The organism is Pleomorphomonas carboxyditropha (assembly GCF_002770725.1).
In the GTDB taxonomy this organism is placed as follows: domain Bacteria; phylum Pseudomonadota; class Alphaproteobacteria; order Rhizobiales; family Pleomorphomonadaceae; genus Pleomorphomonas; species Pleomorphomonas carboxyditropha.
Window position 1 is genome coordinate 95452 of record NZ_NQVN01000008.1, and the last position, 16281, is coordinate 111732.

Here is a 16281-nt window from a genome sequence, read left to right on the forward strand (position 1 = left end):
TTTCGGAGGCTTCGAATGGGCTCGGCAGGAGCGTGGTCATGCAAATATCGGTCACGGAAGCCAAAGGTCAGCTGACCGAGTTGATGCGGCGTGCGGAACGGGGAGATGAAATCATCCTGACCCGCCATGGCCATGCTGCCGTACGGCTCGTTCCGGTCAAACCGGTGGCCGACGCGAAATCCCGCAAGCTGCTGCTCGATGCGGTTCGGGCTTCCGCCGCCGAAAAGGTGGCGGGCGGCCCGAGCGCCGCGCGCAGCCAGGATTTTCTCTACGACGAGAATGGCCTTCCCGATGATCGCCGTTGATACGTCGGCGCTGATGGCAATCCTTTTGGGCGAGCCGGAGGCCGATGCATGCGCCGCGGCGCTCGAAGTGGAGGATCGTCTGCTGATTTCCGCCGGTACGGTGGCCGAAGCGCTGATCGTCGGCGAGCGGCGCAATACCGGCGAGGAAATGGAGCGGCTGATCGATGGGCTCGGCTTCGAGATCGTCAGCGTGACGCCGGCTTCGGCCCGCCGCATTGCCGAATTCTACCGGAAATGGGGCAAGGGCGTTCACCCGGCCGCCCTGAATTTCGGCGATTGCTTCTCCTACGAGGTGGCGAACGAATACGGATGTCCGCTGCTTTATGTCGGCGATGATTTCGCGCGGACCGATATAAAGCCTGTCCTGTAGCGCCGCGCCGCAAGGCTCTTCACGAGGCGCCGAACGACGCATATGCGACAGCCTCGCGGCACGGCGCAAATAGATCTATCATACTGATTTCATTGGGAAACCGATGGCTCCGCGAGTAGGACTCGAACCTACGACCCGGTGATTAACAGTCACCTGCTCTACCAACTGAGCTATCGCGGAACAGCTTCGGTGGCGGTGCGTATAACAAAGCTGTTCCGGTTTGCAAAGCCCCCTCGGCAAGGAAAATGCGAGCGCGGTGCGAAAAGGCCGGAGAGGGTGGATATCCGGCGGCTAACGGTATGAGCCGGCAAGGCTTTTCCGTTCGCCGCGCCAGTGTTTTCCCGCACGTCCGGGCGGCGGCCTTTGAAAAGGGACAAGCGCTTTCCTATCTGTCCGGGACCGGTTTTTGCCGGAAAGCCGACGGCGATGAAAGGCGATCCATGTCGAAGATGAAGCTCTGGGGACGGACGGTGCGATTGCCAAGGAGCCGGCTTCTCCGCGTCGTCATGGGCTTCGCCTTCGTCGGCATGGGGCTGGTCGGCTTCCTGCCCGTCGTCGGCTTCTGGATGATTCCGGTCGGCCTCGCCATTCTCTCGGTGGATTCGCCTCTGGCTCGCCGGTTCCGGCGGCGGGCCGAGGTCTGGGTGCTCCGCCGCTACAATCGCTGGAAAGGGCGCGGCGTTGGTTCCGCCTAGGCTAACGACCGAGCTTCACGCCGGTTGAGCGTTTCTCGGGAATCACTTCACGCGATTGTGCCCGACTTTGATATTTCGTTTCTGGAGTGCCGTCTCCACTTGTGGCAGGTTGAATACAGGACAGGCGCGATGGCACCGCGATGTCGTCAGGACGCGACAATCAGTCAAATCGGACGATGTCACATTTCGGTCGTTGTTGATCAGTATCGGTTTGTCCCAGAGAGAAATGCTCTCTCGTTCTTGGGAAAGGAGGTCAGAATGACAAATATTTCGCTCACGCGGATCGCGCGCACGAATGTATGCCGTTCGACGATCCGCCCCAATCATCTTGGCTCGAAACGCCAATGGCGAATGTGTCTTTGCTAAGCATCTGACACTTTTCACGAAAAACGTAATCGACAGGATGATGGTCTCGCCACCGGCGCAAGACCAGGAGAGCAATATTATGTCCAAGCCAATTGTCATCGAAGCGGCCGGAAAGGCCGTCGCCGTTGCCGCCCCCGCCGGGGATCAGGTGCGTTTCGTTGCCGTCAAGTATGACGTCTGGGATCTCGACGGCGAGCTCTACGGCTCGGTTGCCGAGGCCGAGCGGGCGGCCGAGCGTCATCTCGCCAGCCGCAGCACGGTGGATCAGCCGTTTGGCCGGGTCGCCTTCCCCGCCGAACTGGCGGTCGCCATCTGAATGATGGTCGCCGCTCGCATGAAACCCTCGCACAAAACGGCCGCTACCAGTCGAGCCGATTGGTGGCGGCCACGCGGCTGAACCACAGCCCCGAATCCTTGATCGTGCGCTTCTGGTTCCGGAAATCGGTATGGATCAGGCCGTAGCGCTCGGTGTGGCCCTCGGCCCACTGGAAATTGTCCAGCAGCGTCCAGGCATGGAACGCCCGAACCTTGGCGCCGTCGGCGATTGCCCGGGCGAGTTCGGCGAGCACCTGCCGATACCATTCGATCCGCCTGACATCCGGCACCCGGCTGTTTTCTTCCTCGTAGGGCGCATCGAGATAGCTGCATCCGCTCTCGGTGATCTCGATGGGCAGCCCCGCGTATTCCCGCGAAATCCGGGTCACCAGATCGTAGATGCCGCGCGGCCATAGCTCCAGCCCGGCTTCGGTGAGCGGCCCTTCCCTGGGCATTTCGGCGTTGAACCGGGTATAGGGATCGCGCCCGCCCGGCCCGCCGGATTCGATTTCCGTGCCGCTGAAGCTGCCGCCGCCGAAATGCTGCTGGTCGCTGGCGTCCGAAACGACGCGGCGCGTGTAGTAGTGAAGGCCGATCCAGTCGAGCGGCGCCTTGAGGATGGTCTCGTCGCCGGGCCGGAAGCCCATCAGGTCCAGCGGTGCTTCGCCGACGAAGGCGTTCGGGTAGCGCCCCGTCATCGCCGCTTCCAGAAAGAACACGTTGTTCATGGCGTGATAGCGCTCCGCCGCGGCCCGGTCCGCCTCGCCGGCGGTTTTCGGATAGGCGGGCGCCATCTCGTAGGCGCTGCCGAAACTCGCCCTGGCGGAGGCCGCCTTGACGGCGCGATGCGCTTGTCCCTGCGCCAGACCCAGCGTATGCGCCGCCTTGAGGAAATCGACGAGGCTGGTGCGGCAGGGCGGAAAGGCGCCGGCCGCATAGCCCATGTAGGCGATGGCCCAGGGCATGTTGAACGGCGCCCACGTGGTGATGCGGTCGCCGAGGTGCTTTGCCAGGATGCCGGCGTAATCGGCGAAGTAGCCGGCGAGATCGCGGTTGGGCCAGCCGCCGCGATCCTCGAGCGCCTGCGGCAGATCCCAATGATACATCGTGCACCAGGGACGGATGCCGGCGGCGAGCAGGGCGTCGACCAGCCGGCTGTAATAGTCGAGCCCCTTCATGTTGGGGGCGCCGGTGCCGGTGGGCTGGATGCGGGGCCAGGAGATGGAAAAGCGATAGCTCCTGAGGTTGAGCTTGCTCATCAGCGCCACGTCTTCCTCGTAGCGATGATACTGGTCGCAGGCCACGTCGCCGTTTGTCCCGCCGCGCACCTTGCCGGGCGTGTGGGTGAACCTGTCCCAGATGGATTCGCCCTTGCCGTCCTCGTTCCAGGCGCCTTCCACCTGATAGGCGGCGGTCGCCGCGCCCCAGAGGAAGCCGTCGGGAAAGCGTGCCTTGCGAATATCGGCGTCCGGCACGGCGCCGGGGACGCTGGCTGTCGTTGCGGTCGAAAGCGTCCGGGAGGCGTGATGGTCCATGGTCCACCCAATCTGCCGGGGCGAGCGACTGGCCCGGCGGTCGGGAACAGAACTTATCCCCGGTTGCGCCGGCTTGTCACCTGTCGGCGGGCAGACGACGGCCGCCGGCCGGCGCCGGTCGAGGGCAAGACGGACGGGAGATGGCAAAGCTCTCCGGCCTGGTGATTTTCGCCCGTTGCCCCTTGTCTACGCCGCCGCGCTCGCTTATGAAGCCTTCCCCATGGGGCCACGTGGCGGAGTGGTTACGCAGCGGATTGCAAATCCGTGTACGGGGGTTCGATTCCCTCCGTGGCCTCCAGTTTCCGGAAAATACATTGGATTTCCCGCCTTCGCGGGATGCGGTCTTGCCTTGAGCGTCGCGCCGGCCGGCTGTATGGGCGAGCCGCTCCGCCTTTTCGCGGGCGATCCCTGTCCGGTCACTCCGCAAAGCTGCGTAGAAGCCCTTGTTTCGGATGAGGGGGGCGGCTATTGGAGGAACCGGCAGAGAATTCCGGCAGGGGACTTGCGATCCATGATCGATTTTCCGGCGTTGCGCACCAAGATGGTCGATGGCCAGGTGAGGCCGAACGACGTCACCGATCTCCGCATCATCGACGCGATGGGCGAGGTGGCGCGCGAGGACTTCGCGCCGGAGGATCAGAAGCCGCTTGCCTATCTCGATCGCGACCTGCCGCTCGGCGAAGGCCGCGCGGCGCGCGTCCTGATCCAGCCGATGGTGCTGGCTCGCCTGCTGCAATATGCGGGCATCAAGCCGACCGACAAGGTGCTGGAAGTCGGCAGCGCCTCCGGCTATGGCGCCGCCGTGCTGGCCCGCCTTGCCGGATCGGTGGTGGCGCTGGAGCAGGATCCGGATCTGGCGGCCATCGCCCGTCGCCGGCTGGCCGGCCTCGCCAACGTCGCGGTCGTCGAGGCGCCGCTCGTCAAGGGCGTGGCGGACGCCGCGCCGTTCGATGTCATCCTGTTCAACGGTGCCGTTGCCACGTTCCCGGAAACCGTCGCCGGCCAGCTCGCCAAGGGCGGCCGGCTGCTTTTCGTCGAGGAAGGCGGCAGCGCTCCCAAGGCCAAGCTCTATACGCGTGGCGACGCCGGCGTTTCCGGCCGCGCGCTGTTCAATGCATCGGTTCCCGTGCTGCCGGGATTTCAGGCGGCCGAGACTTTTGCTTTCTAGAGCATCGGATCGAAAAGTGGACTCCGGTTTTCGGAAAATCCGATGCGACAACAAGAAACTAGATCGTCACTTTGCGTCCGTTAGGACGCACGACGGTCTAGTCCGCGCTGTAACGGTACGATTCATACGACCGTAGCCTTCCTCCGCCAGCGTAAAGCCGCGCGGTTGGTCTTGGCTGGCGGCTGTGATTTCTGTGCATCGATTTGACTGAATTCGCCGCCGCGCCGCCGGCCGCGCTTCCGTTCGTCCGCTCATCGGCTATAGTCCGTCGCCAGCGGTTAACTTTTTGTTAGCGAATGTGGCGATCGGCCGGCGTCCTCGCGCAGGCGTGAGAAGACCAGGCTTCGATGGCCGGCTATATCGCAAGGGTCGGCGATGAAAATGAGGTGTGTCGTGGCGTTCCGTCCCTCCCTGTATCTGTCGGCCGCCTTTGGCCTCCTTGTCGCCATGTCCGGCGTCGCCTCGGCGGAATCGTTGCAGGAGGCGATGTCGGCCGCCTACGCCAACAACCCCGATCTCAACGCCCAGCGGGCCGGAACGCGCGCCGCCGACGAATACGTGCCCCAGGCGCTCGCCCAGGGGCGGCCGACCATCACCGGCCAGATATCCGCCTCGTACAATGCCAGCGATACCCGCTACCGGTTTCGCCCTTATACCGACTGGGCGAGCACCTATACCGATACCGGCGCCGTCCAGAGCCAGATCACCATCATCCAGCCGCTTTACGCCGGTGGTCGCATCGAGAACGGCGTCAACCGGGCGGAAGCGGCGGTAAAGGCGTCGCGCGAGCAGCTTCGCTCCAAGGAGCAGTCGACGCTGCTCGACACCGCGTCGGCCTACATGCAGGTCATCATGTACGGACAGGTGCTGGAGCTTCGCAAGTCCAACGTCGCCTTCCTCAAGGAACAGGTGCGCGCCGCCAACGACCGCTTCTCGGTGGGCGAGGGTACGCGCACCGACGTGTCGCAGGCGGAGGCGGCGATGGCCGCCGCGACGTCGGCCGTCAGCGTGGCGCAGGCCGACCTGCTCACCGCCCAGGCCAATTACGTCAAGGTCGTCGGCCACGCGCCGAAGAGCCTTCGCGATCCCGGCCCCGTCACCAAGCTGATGCCGGCCAAGCTGTCGGCGGCTGTCGATGCCTCGCGTAGGGAGCATCCGGCCATCCGGGCGGCGATCCACAACGCCGATACCGCCGCCTACAATGTCGAGATCGAGGAAGGCGCGCTGCTGCCCACGCTGTCCCTGCAGGGATCGCTCGGCCATACGCTGACTTCGAGTTCGACCAATTCCTCCGATACCCCGGACAAGTCGCGTACGCTCGATGCGTCGATCGGCGCCGTGCTGTCCATTCCGATCTACCAGGGCGGCGGCGAATATTCCTCCGTCCGCCAGGCCAAGGAAGAGCTCGGTCAGGCCAAATTGCAGGTCGACGTGGCCCGCATGTCGGTCGACGCGGCGCTCACCCAGGCCTGGAGCACGCTCGAATCGGCCAAGGCCCAGATCGTGGCGGCCCAGGCATCGGTCGAGGCAAGCCGATTGGCGCTGGAAGGGGTCGTCGAGGAGCAGAAGGTCGGTCAACGCACGACGCTCGACGTCCTCAATGCCCAGAGCACGCTGATCGATGCGCGGTTGTCGGAGGTCAGTGCCAGGGCGCAGCTTGTCGTGGCGAGCTACAGCGTCGTCGCCGCCATGGGGCGCCTCGATCGCGAACGGCTCGGCCTCAAGATAGCCGCCTACCGCCCCGAGCATCATTACGAGCAGGTCCGCGACAAGTGGATCGGGCTGCGCACGCCGGATGGCCGCTGATCTTCCAAAGGCGGGGGCATCGGGGATAACCGCCGCATTTCCGGCGCAAACCGTTTTCAGCGGCGTTAACTAATCTATACTTCAGGGGTCGAATCAGGCTGTTGCCGGCACCCGGCCGGCTGACCGGCACGTTTGCCGGCGTTCGGGTGTCGCCGCAAAAGGGCGGTCGGGAGCCGATCCACCCGGGCATCGCGCCGGAGCAGGCTGTGACCGACGGTGTAGCAGGTGGTGGGGCGACCCACTCGGAGTAGAGACCCATGGCCAAGGCAGCTGCGTCCGCCGAACCTTCAATGGAAGAGATCCTGGCTTCCATCCGGCGGATCATTGCCGACGAACCCGAGGGCAAGGAGGCGGCGGCGCCCAAGCCCGCGCCGGCCAAGGCGGCTGCTCCCAAGCGGGAGGTCGAGACCATGGCCAAGCCGGCGCTCGAGGACGAGCATATTTCCGAGGAAGATCTCGACAAGCTGTTCGCCCAGTCCGGCGACGACGAGGACGAGCCGGAGATGGACGTCGACGACGCCGACGACGGCGACGAGCCGGAAGTGCTCGACCTCGCGGATGTCGCCACGGTCGACGAAGCCGCGGCGCTCGAGTTGGTGGAAGGATTGAAGGACGACGAGGCCGAGGTTGCCTTTGCCGAGCCGGATTCGGAGCCGCTCCCGTCCGAGCCGCCGAAGGCGGCAGCGCCGCGCGCCCGTCCGGCTCCCGAGCCCGAAGTCGAGGAGCCGTTGGTCTCCGCCGCGGCCAGCGCCACCGTCCAGTCCGCCTTCGGCCAGTTGAGCCATACCGTGCTCGCCGCCAACGCGCGGACGCTCGACGATCTCGTCAAGGAGATGCTGCGGCCGATGCTGCGCGCCTGGCTCGACGAGAACCTGCCGGTGATCGTCGAACGGCTGGTGCGCGCCGAGATCGAGCGCGTGTCGCGCGGGCGCTGAGCGCCGTGAAGTCCCTCCTTCTTCAGCTATTGGCGGCTTTTTTCGAAATCGCCGGCTGCTTCGCTTTCTGGGCCTGGCTGCGCCTTGGTAAGTCCATGTTGTGGACATTGCCGGGCCTGCTGTCGCTCGTCCTGTTCGCGCTGGTGCTGACGCGCATCGACAGCGCCGCCGCCGGCCGCGTCTTCGCCGCTTATGGCGGCGTCTACATCGCCGCCTCGCTGGTCTGGCTGTGGGCGGTGGAGCGGCAGGTGCCGGATCGCTGGGATCTCACGGGCGCGGCGATCTGCCTTGTCGGCGCGGCGATCATTCTCCTCGGGCCGCGGGCGACAGCCGGCTAGAGCATCGGACCGAAAAGTGGAATCCGGTTTTCGGAACATCCGATGCGATAACAAAAGACGAGATCGCTCTGCGTCCTGACGGACGCAGAGCGATCTAAGTTGCTGTCAGGCGGCGACGCCGGCCGAGTTCATGACGGCGGCGCCGTTGGCGACGCTCGCATAGAGATTGCTCACCGTCTGCGACAGGCTGGCGCTGCTCGCCGCGCCGTTTCCGGCGCCCAGGCTGTAGGGCAGGCTTGTCTTCGACGAGTCGGAACCGGAGGCCGACTGGCCCTGGCCGCCGGTGGTCGTCACGCTGGTCGAGCCGTCGGAATAGCTGACGGTGATGGTCGTGCTGCCGTCGGGATTGTCGAGGTAGGTGGTGCTGACCACCTCCTTGCTCTCGCCGGTGCCGGAGGCGCCGGACGCGCCGCCGCTCGCGGACGAGGAGCCGTCGGCGGTCGACGCGGTCGAATCGGTGGTCGATGTCGTGCCGGAGGCGGTGTCGGTGCTGTCCGAATCCGCCGCCGTTTCCGGCGGGGGAGGCGGTGGCGGCGGCATGGCGCCGTCGGTGCCGCCCATGTCCTCCTGCAACGACAGAAGGGCCGACTGCATGTCGCCGCCGAGCGACGAGAAGGCGCTGCCGGACGACAGCGTGCCGGATGTCGACCCGCCATCCTGCTGGTCGGAAGGTTGGGACGCAAAGGCGGTGGCGGCCGATGTTCCCTTGCTGCTCGACGACCCGAAAAGGGCGGCAAGGCTGCTGGTATTGCTGGTCAGGGCCGAAAGGGACGACATCTGCTGCCTCCGGGAAAAACTCCCTCTGCAGCTTTAGACGTGGCATTTTGCAAAACCAGGCGCGGAAATCTCAGGAAAATGAGGTTAACGAGCCGGGGCGTTTTGTTAACGAAGCGATCCGTTACAGCGGGTGCCTTTCGATGTCCTGCAATAGCCAGTCGCGGAAGGCGCGGATCTTCGGCTGGCTGCGGCGGCTCTCCGGATAAACCAGCCAATAGGCGGATTGGTCGCTGCACACGAGGTCGAACGGCATGACCAGCCGGCCGCTCGCCAGCTCCTCGCGGTAGAAGGCCGGCGTCAGGATGGCGACGCCGTGGCCGGCGATCGCCGAGCTTGCCTCCAGCGTCTGCGAGCCGAACAGGTTGCGCTGTCGTCCCTCGAGATCGGCGTCGGGCACGCCGGCGGCGTCGAACCAGAGCCGCCACCAGGGGTCGCCGGGGTCGATGATCTTGCATTTGAGGAGGTCGCGCGGGCTGTCGAGCGGCTTCACCCAGTCGAGCAGCGTCGGGCTGAGCATCGGCGCGCATTCGACCTCCATCAGGTGGTGCGCGACGAGGCCCGGCCAGTCGCCCTTGCCGAAGCGGATGGCGACGTCGCCGGGGTCGCGGCTGAAATCCATCGGGGCGTTGTCGGTGATCAGCCGCACGGCGATATGCGGCGCCCCGAGCTGGAAGTTGCCGATGCGGCGGGCCAGCCAGTGGGCGGCAAAGGTCGGCGTGGTGCTGATGACCAGTTGCTCGTCGACCGCCGTCCGGGCCGCCGCCATGGCTTCCTCGAGCAGCGCGAAGGCCTCGCCGACCTTCGGCATCAGGCGTTCGCCGGCTTCGGTCAGCTCGATGCGCCGCGGCCGCCGGCGGAACAGCAACTCGCCCAGCAGGCCCTCCAGTTGCTTCACCTGATAGCTCACCGCCGTCTGCGTCATGCCGAGCTCCTCGCCGGCGCGGGTGAAGCTCATCAGGCGCGATACCGCCTCGAACACCCGGAGCGCGTTGAGCGGCATCTGTCGGCCCTGCTTCATGGATAAGCTCTCTTTATGGGTAGAGACGAAGGTTCGATTGGAAACATTCGGCTTTCCGGCAGAGATTGCTCCCACCGCATCAACGGATCAAGGGATATGACAATGACTTGCGTGGATCAGCCCATGGTCCGGCGCCACCGCGGGCGCGCCATCTTTCTTCCGCTTTTGGCGGCGCTGGCCGACAGCTTCGGCTCTTTCCAGCGGTGGCGAAACGGAAAGGTCGAGGACCTCAACGACCACATGCTGCGGGACATCGGGCTTGCCGATGGCCGGGCGACCGAGGCGGCGATGCGGCGGGCGGCCGGGCATCGGGGTGGAATGGACCGGTTTTGACGGCGGAAAGGGCGCTTCTTGTTGATTTTCGGGGGCGCAGCGGCTAACCGTCGCTCACCCCAAGACGACAGGAAAAAGACGTCGGATCATGCTGGAAAAGACATTCGAAGCGGCGGACGTCGAGCCGCGCATCGCCAAGGCCTGGGAAGATGCGAAGGCGTTCGCCGCCGGCGCCGGCAAAAAGCCGGGCAAGGACACCTTCACCATCGTCATTCCGCCGCCGAACGTCACCGGCTCGCTGCACATGGGCCACGCGCTCAACAACACGCTGCAGGATATCCTCGTGCGCCTGCAGCGCATGCGCGGCCTCGACGTGCTCTGGCAGCCCGGCCTCGACCACGCCGGCATCGCCACGCAGATGGTGGTGGAGCGGCAGCTGGCCGAAAGGCAGATCCATCGCCGGCAGATCGGCCGGGAGGAATTCGTCAAGCGGGTCTGGGAGTGGAAGGCCGAGTCGGGCGGCACCATCGTCGGCCAGTTGAAGCGCCTCGGCGCCTCCTGCGACTGGTCGCGCGAGCGCTTCACCATGGACGCCGGGCTTTCCAAGGCCGTGTTGAAGGTGTTCGTCCAGCTCTATCGCGAAGGGCTGATCTACAAGGACAAGCGTCTCGTCAACTGGGACCCCAAGCTGCTCACCGCCATCTCCGACCTCGAGGTCGTGCAGACCGAGCTGAAGGGCAATCTCTGGCACTTCCGCTATCCGCTGGCGGATGGCGTCACCTATCAGCACCCGATCGCCTTCGACGAAGCCGGCAAGCCGACCGAGTTCGAGACGCGCGACTATATCGTCGTCGCCACCACCCGGCCCGAGACCATGCTGGGCGATACGGCCGTTGCCGTGCATCCGACCGACGAGCGCTACAGGGCGATCGTCGGCAAGTCGGTGAAGCTGCCGCTGGTCGGCCGCCTGATCCCGATCGTCGCCGACGAGTATTCGGACCCGACCAAGGGCACCGGCGCGGTGAAGATCACCCCGGCGCACGACTTCAACGACTTCGAGGTGGGCAGGCGGCATGGCCTGAAGCCGATCAGCATTCTGGATGTCGAAGCGTCCGTGACGCTGAAGGGCAACGCCGATTTCTTGATTGGTGTTCCCGATGATCCAGAGGCTCGCGCTGAAGCCGCGTCGGCCATGATTCTTTATCATGGGCTGGACCGTTTCGACGCTCGGAAAAAGATTGTCGAAGCCTTCGAGATGGCTGGACTTCTCGACAGGATCGAGCCGCACGTCCATCAAGTGCCGCACGGCGACCGGGGCGGCGTGCCCATCGAACCCTTCCTGACCGACCAGTGGTACGTCAACGCCAAGGTGCTGGCCGAGCCGGCGCTGGCTTCCGTCAAGGAAGGCCGCACCACCTTTGTGCCGAAGAACTGGGAAAAGACCTATTACGATTGGATGGAGAACATCCAGCCCTGGTGCATCTCGCGCCAACTCTGGTGGGGTCACCAGATCCCGGCCTGGTACGGACCGGACGGCAAGGTGTTCGTCGCCGAGAGCGAGGCCGCCGCCGCCGAGGAGGCCAGGGCCCATTACGGCGAGGCGGTTGACCTGAAGCGCGACGAGGATGTGCTCGACACCTGGTTCTCGTCGGCGCTGTGGCCGTTCTCGACGCTCGGCTGGCCGGACGAGACGCCGGAACTGAAGCGCTACTATCCGACCAACGTGCTGATCACCGGCTTCGACATCATCTTCTTCTGGGTCGCCCGGATGATGATGATGGGCAAGCACTTCATGGGCACCGAGCCCTTCAGGGACGTCTACATCCACGCTCTCGTCCGCGACGAGAAGGGCGCCAAGATGTCGAAGTCCAAGGGCAACGTCATCGATCCGCTCAACCTGATCGACGAATTCGGCGCCGACGCCCTGCGCTTCACGCTGGCCGCCATGGCCGCCCAGGGGCGCGACATCAAGCTCGCCACCAGCCGCGTCGGCGGCTATCGCAACTTCGCCACCAAGCTGTGGAACGCCGTCCGCTTCGCCGAGATGAACGGCTGCGTCCGCGTCGCCGGCTTCGATCCCGACAAGGCGATCGAGACGCTCAACCGCTGGATCGTCACCGAGGTGCGCAAAACGCAAGCAGAGGTGTCGGAAGCGCTCGACGCCTACCGCTTCAACGACGCGGCCGGCGCCATCTACCGCTTCGTCTGGAACTCGTTCTGCGACTGGTATCTCGAGTTCACCAAGCCGGTGCTGACCGGCGACGACGGCCCGGCCAAGGACGAGACGCGCGCCGCCTGCGCCTGGGTGATGGACGAGATCCTGAAGGTGCTGCATCCCTTCATGCCGTTCATCACCGAGGAGCTGTGGGCGCAGACCGGCGAGACCGGCCCGGCCCGCGACAACCTGCTGGTGCTGACCGCCTGGCCTGAGGGCAGCCGCGAGACGACCGATGCCGCCGACGAGATCAACTGGCTGATCGGCGTCATCACCGAGATCCGCTCGGTGCGCGCCGAGATGAACGTCGCACCGGCAACGCTCTTGCCGCTGGTGCTGGTCGGCGCGTCCGAAAAGGTGAAGAGCTGGCTCGCCACCCACACGCCGGCCATCCTGCGCCTCGCCCGTGTGTCGGAGGCCTCCACCGCCGACGTGGCGCCCGGCCAGTCGGCCCAGATCGTTACCGCCGACGGCGTCATCGCCCTGCCGCTCTCCGGCGTGGTCGACCTCGACGGCGAGCGCGCCCGCCTCGGCAAGGAGGAGGGCAAGCTGGTGGGCGAGATCGAGCGCATCGACAAGAAGCTCGGCAACGCCGCCTTCGTCGCCAAGGCGCCGGAAGAGGTGGTCGAGGAAGAGAAGGCCAAGCGCGAAGGCTATGCCGAGCGGCTCGCCAAGGTACGCGAGGCATTGGCGCGGCTCGCCTGAGCATTAGCGCGTATGAGACGATCGATTGTGGGCCCCATCGCGATGCGTGGGGCCCATTTCGGTTTCTGGACCGACCACAAGGCTTTGTTTTTGTTGGGTTACCCCTCTCTCCAACTCTCTCCCCACAAGGAGGAGAGGGCGCGGTGTGGTTCCGTTCAGAGCTTATCAGTTTGAAAGTTCACGTCATTCGGCTCGACGAACCCTCTCCCCCACAAGGGGGAGAGTTGGAGAGAGGGGTCGAATCCGCTAAGGATTGCGAACAATTCTCAGGACGCTTTCATGCGCATCGCCATCCTCTCCGACATCCACGGCAACGCCGACGCGCTGGCCGCCGTGCTCGACGATCTCGCGGGCCGTTCGGTGGACGCCACCATCTGCCTCGGCGACCATCTTTCGGGACCGCTGGAGGCGCGGCGAACCGCCGACATGCTGATGGCCTCGCCGATCGCCTGCATCGCCGGCAATCACGACCGGGCGCTGGTCACCACGCCGCGCTCCGAGATGGGGCCGTCGGACGGCCACGCCTACGACCAGCTCTCCGGCGCGCATGTCGCCTGGCTGAAGGGACTGCCGGCCTCGCTGTCGGTCGGGCCGGTGATCGCCTGGCACGGCACGCCGGCATCCGACGTCGAATACTGGCTGGAGACGGTGGAGGGCGGCCGCATGCGGCTCGCCGATCGCGATCTTGTCGAGGCGCGGGCCTGCACGCCGGCCGCAGCCATCGGCCCATCGAACCTGCTGCTCTGCGGCCACACCCATATGCCGCGCGTCGTCCGCCTGAAATCCGGCGCCATAGTGGTCAACCCCGGCAGCGTCGGCCTGCAAGGCTACACCGACGACGCGCCGGTGCACATCATGCAGGTCGGCGCGCCGGAAGCCCGCTATGCCGTCGCCGAGAAACGATGCGCCGGCTGGGCCGTGGTGCACCACACCGTGCCCTACGACACCGCCAATGTCATTCGCCTCGCCCGCGAGGCCGGCCGGCCGGAGTGGGCGTCGGCTCTCGAAAGCGGCTGGATCGCCTGAGCCCCGGCCATCTCGCTCGTCTCAGCGAGTTTCGGGCAAGGCTCCGCACGTCTCAGGCCTCGGGCGCTGTGTGGGCGGCGTGGATGGCGAAGGCGGCGGCGACGGCGCGGATGCGCGCCGGATCGATCGGCTTCGCCGGATTTTCGTTCTCCGATACGGCGGCGCGGAAGCCGAGATGGTCGGGCCGGAGCGGCAGCAGCGTGCCGACATCGACGACACGCAGACCGCCGGAGAGGGACACGGTCAGTTTCGATCGGCGGGCGGCGGCGATGAAGCGGGCGATGTCGGCGATCTTGACCGCCTTGGTCAGGCCATCGGACGCCTCGGGGGCCACGAGCCAGACGCCGGAAAAGCCGGCAATGGCCGCCACCGGCATGAGATCGAAGTCCGGCCCCGCCTCGGGCGGAAAGGCGGCGATCAGCCTGACGCTGGTTGCCAGCGATCGGCCGATCCGCGACAGCAGCGCCGCGCCGGCGTCCCCCTCCGGCACCGGCAGCACCAGCGCCGCGACACCGGTCGCCGCCAGGTCGGCGAGGCCGTCGGGCGTGAGACCGCCGGCGGCGGCCGCCACCTCCGCCCGCTCGCCGGCCACCGCCAGGATGGCGCGCAACGCATCGGCCGACAGGGGGGACGGCAGTCCGTCGGCACGGCCGGCGGCGAACAGCGCCGTCACGCCGGCGGCAAGGGCGGCCCGCGCCTCGTCGGCCGTGGCGACGGTCACCTGAAGAGCGGTCATGGCGGGTCTCCGGCGTGTCAGAGCTTTTCGATCGGATCGTTGGCGAATCGGGCCGCCAGTTCGGCGACGGTCCTGTCGCCAATCAAGAGGTCCGGCGCGATCTCGGCAAGCGGTATTAGGACGAAGCCGCGCTCATGGGCGTGGCGATGCGGCAGCGTCAGCTCGGGCGTGTCCATGCGCACGCCGTCATAGGTGATGAGGTCGATGTCGATGACGCGCGGCCCCCAGCGCTCGTGGCGGACGCGGCCGAGCCGGCGCTCCACCTCGAGGCAGGTGGCGAGCAGCTCGGTCGGGGAAAGGGCGGTCTCCACGACGGCCGAGACGTTGGTGAAATCCGGCTGGTCGGTCTTGCCCCAGGGGCGGGTGCGATAGTCCGACGAGCGGGCGACCACATGCACGCCGGCCGCCTCCAGCAGGTGCAGCGCGCCGGCAATGGTGGCGCGCACGTCGCCGATGTTGCCGCCGAGGCTGAGCGCCGCCCTAGCCATCGGCGCGGCTCCGGGTGATCTCCACCGACACGCTGTCGAGCACGTGCGGCACCGGCGCCGACGGCTTGTCGATACGGACGGTGATCGCCTCGACCAGCGGAAAGCCGGCGAGAATGTCGGTGGCGATCGCCTCGGCCAGCGCTTCCAGGAGGTTGAAGCGGCGCGCCGTGGCGATGCCGACGGCGACGTCGGCCATGTCGGCGTAGGATACCGACTTCGTCAGGTCGTCGCTGGCGCCGGCGGCGCGGGTATCGACGGCCGCGTCGAGCGAGATGAAGAAGCGCTGGCCGATCGCCGCCTCTTCCGGCAGCACGCCGTGGCGGGCGAAGACGGCGAGCCGGTGGACGCGGATATGGTCGCTCATCGCATCTCCTTCCTGATGGCGTCGGCAACGGCGGCGGCATCGCGGTGGGCGGCGACGTCGTGGACGCGGACGATGTCGGCACCGGCCAGGATGGCGGCGACGTTGGAGGCGACGGTGCCGTGGAGCCGCTCGGCGACCGGCCGGTCGGGGCCGATCAGCGCGCCGATCATCCGCTTGCGCGACGTGCCCATCAGCACGGGATAGCCGAGCGCCTTGAGCTCGCCGACGCGCGCCACCGCCTGGAGGTTCTGCTCGAACGTCTTGCCGAAGCCGACGCCGGGATCGAGGATGACATGGTCGTCGGCAATGCCGGCCTTGCCGGCGATGTCCAGCGAGCGCCCGAAGAAGGCCTTCATGTCCTCGATGATGTCGATCGCCGGGTCGATGTCGGCTCGGTTGTGCATGACGATCACCGGCGCGCCGTGGGCGGCGGCGGCAAGCGCGATGTCCGGCTCGCGCTGCAGGCCCCAGACGTCGTTGACGATGGCCGCGCCGGCCTCGAGGGCCGCCTCCGCCGTCGCCGCCTTGTAGGTGTCGATCGACAGCGGTGGAAATGTGCCCGCGGCGAGGCGCTCGATCACCGGCACCACGCGGCCGATCTCCTCCTCGGCCGACACCTCGCTGGCGCCCGGCCGCGTCGACTCGCCGCCGATGTCGAGAATGTCGGCGCCATCGTCGGTCATGCGGCGGGCATGGGCCAGCGCCGTATCGACCGTCGCGAAGCGGCCGCCGTCGGAAAAGCTGTCGGGCGTGACGTTGAGGATGCCCATCACCAGCGTGCGCTTGCCGAGGTCGGGCAGGAGGGAAAGGACCATGGGCATGCTCGCGTCTGGGGGCCGGGCTTCT

General features: G+C 66.4%; 18 protein-coding genes and 2 tRNA genes. 12 read left to right on the forward strand and 8 right to left on the reverse strand.

Annotated elements, in window-relative coordinates; all coding sequences use genetic code 11:
* Positions 1-38 precede the first annotated feature (38 nt).
* Together CJ014_RS13615 and CJ014_RS13620 are read left to right on the forward strand one after the other, a co-directional pair.
* Positions 39-305 carry a type II toxin-antitoxin system Phd/YefM family antitoxin gene (locus CJ014_RS13615; RefSeq protein ID WP_100081030.1) on the forward strand — a complete coding sequence of 89 codons (267 nt, stop codon included), beginning with the start codon at positions 39-41 and terminating at the stop codon, positions 303-305.
* The gene (locus CJ014_RS13620) at positions 292-675 is read left to right on the forward strand and encodes a type II toxin-antitoxin system VapC family toxin (RefSeq protein ID WP_100081031.1); all 384 of its coding nucleotides are present in this window, start codon (positions 292-294) and stop codon (positions 673-675) included. The genes CJ014_RS13615 and CJ014_RS13620 overlap by 14 nt, the downstream gene beginning before the upstream one ends.
* 104 nt (positions 676-779) lie before the next feature.
* On the opposite strand, the gene CJ014_RS13625 is transcribed toward CJ014_RS13620, so the two are convergent.
* A tRNA-Asn gene (locus CJ014_RS13625) sits at positions 780-855 on the reverse strand.
* Between the two features lie 260 nt (positions 856-1115).
* On the opposite strand from CJ014_RS13625, the gene CJ014_RS13630 reads away from it, so the two are divergent.
* Entirely contained in the window at positions 1116-1370 is a 255-nt protein-coding gene (locus tag CJ014_RS13630; RefSeq protein WP_100081032.1) for a PGPGW domain-containing protein, read from the forward strand.
* Positions 1371-1815: 445 nt separating this feature from the next.
* A complete protein-coding gene (locus CJ014_RS13635; RefSeq protein WP_118847923.1) occupies positions 1816-2052 on the forward strand; it encodes a hypothetical protein in 237 nt (78 codons plus the stop codon).
* Positions 2053-2095: 43 nt separating this feature from the next.
* Here CJ014_RS13635 and CJ014_RS13640 read toward each other — a convergent pair whose 3' ends face one another.
* Complete coding sequence (locus tag CJ014_RS13640; RefSeq protein WP_100081033.1) at positions 2096-3586, reverse strand: glycoside hydrolase family 1 protein; 1491 nt, start codon at positions 3584-3586, stop codon at positions 2096-2098.
* Positions 3587-3810: 224 nt separating this feature from the next.
* Between CJ014_RS13640 and CJ014_RS13645 the strand changes: the two genes are divergently transcribed.
* From CJ014_RS13645 to CJ014_RS13665, 5 genes are all read left to right on the forward strand, one after another.
* Positions 3811-3884, forward strand: a tRNA-Cys gene (locus CJ014_RS13645).
* Positions 3885-4097: 213 nt separating this feature from the next.
* Positions 4098-4754, forward strand: coding sequence for a protein-L-isoaspartate O-methyltransferase family protein (locus CJ014_RS13650; RefSeq protein ID WP_100081034.1), 657 nt, complete (start codon positions 4098-4100; stop codon positions 4752-4754).
* 393 nt (positions 4755-5147) lie between these two features.
* Positions 5148-6560 carry a TolC family outer membrane protein gene (locus CJ014_RS13655; RefSeq protein ID WP_207765749.1) on the forward strand — a complete coding sequence of 471 codons (1413 nt, stop codon included), beginning with the start codon at positions 5148-5150 and terminating at the stop codon, positions 6558-6560.
* Between the two features lie 257 nt (positions 6561-6817).
* A complete protein-coding gene (locus CJ014_RS13660; RefSeq protein ID WP_100081035.1) occupies positions 6818-7495 on the forward strand; it encodes a PopZ family protein in 678 nt (225 codons plus the stop codon).
* Positions 7496-7500: 5 nt separating this feature from the next.
* Entirely contained in the window at positions 7501-7833 is a 333-nt protein-coding gene (locus CJ014_RS13665; protein ID WP_100081036.1) for a YnfA family protein, read from the forward strand.
* Positions 7834-7938: 105 nt separating this feature from the next.
* On the opposite strand, the gene CJ014_RS13670 is transcribed toward CJ014_RS13665, so the two are convergent.
* Entirely contained in the window at positions 7939-8610 is a 672-nt protein-coding gene (locus tag CJ014_RS13670; RefSeq protein WP_100081037.1) for a hypothetical protein, read from the reverse strand.
* Between the two features lie 121 nt (positions 8611-8731).
* The gene (locus CJ014_RS13675) at positions 8732-9628 is read right to left on the reverse strand and encodes a LysR substrate-binding domain-containing protein (RefSeq protein ID WP_100081038.1); all 897 of its coding nucleotides are present in this window, start codon (positions 9626-9628) and stop codon (positions 8732-8734) included.
* A 123-nt stretch (positions 9629-9751) separates the two neighbouring features.
* Here CJ014_RS13675 and CJ014_RS13680 point away from each other — a divergent pair, with 123 nt between their 5' ends.
* From CJ014_RS13680 to CJ014_RS13690, 3 genes are all read left to right on the forward strand, one after another.
* Entirely contained in the window at positions 9752-9961 is a 210-nt protein-coding gene (locus CJ014_RS13680; RefSeq protein WP_133121853.1) for a hypothetical protein, read from the forward strand.
* A gap of 88 nt (positions 9962-10049) precedes the next feature.
* Positions 10050-12821: a valine--tRNA ligase gene (locus CJ014_RS13685; protein ID WP_100081040.1), complete on the forward strand. Its 2772-nt coding sequence runs from the start codon at positions 10050-10052 to the stop codon at positions 12819-12821.
* A gap of 279 nt (positions 12822-13100) precedes the next feature.
* Positions 13101-13847: a metallophosphoesterase family protein gene (locus CJ014_RS13690; RefSeq protein ID WP_100081041.1), complete on the forward strand. Its 747-nt coding sequence runs from the start codon at positions 13101-13103 to the stop codon at positions 13845-13847.
* A gap of 52 nt (positions 13848-13899) precedes the next feature.
* Here the strand turns inward: CJ014_RS13690 and CJ014_RS13695 are convergent, their stop codons facing one another.
* From CJ014_RS13695 to folP, 4 genes are read right to left on the reverse strand one after another with little or no spacing between them, the layout of a single operon-like run.
* On the reverse strand, positions 13900-14583 hold the full coding sequence (locus CJ014_RS13695; RefSeq protein WP_100081042.1) for a (5-formylfuran-3-yl)methyl phosphate synthase: 684 nt from the start codon (positions 14581-14583) through the stop codon (positions 13900-13902).
* A gap of 17 nt (positions 14584-14600) precedes the next feature.
* Positions 14601-15071: a 2-amino-4-hydroxy-6-hydroxymethyldihydropteridine diphosphokinase gene (folK, locus tag CJ014_RS13700; RefSeq protein ID WP_100081043.1), complete on the reverse strand. Its 471-nt coding sequence runs from the start codon at positions 15069-15071 to the stop codon at positions 14601-14603.
* Complete coding sequence (gene folB, locus CJ014_RS13705) at positions 15064-15435, reverse strand: dihydroneopterin aldolase (RefSeq protein ID WP_100081044.1); 372 nt, start codon at positions 15433-15435, stop codon at positions 15064-15066. Before folB ends, folK begins: the two co-directional genes overlap by 8 nt.
* A complete protein-coding gene (folP, locus tag CJ014_RS13710) occupies positions 15432-16250 on the reverse strand; it encodes a dihydropteroate synthase (RefSeq protein WP_245427320.1) in 819 nt (272 codons plus the stop codon). The genes folB and folP overlap by 4 nt, the downstream gene beginning before the upstream one ends.
* Positions 16251-16281: the final 31 nt, after the last annotated feature.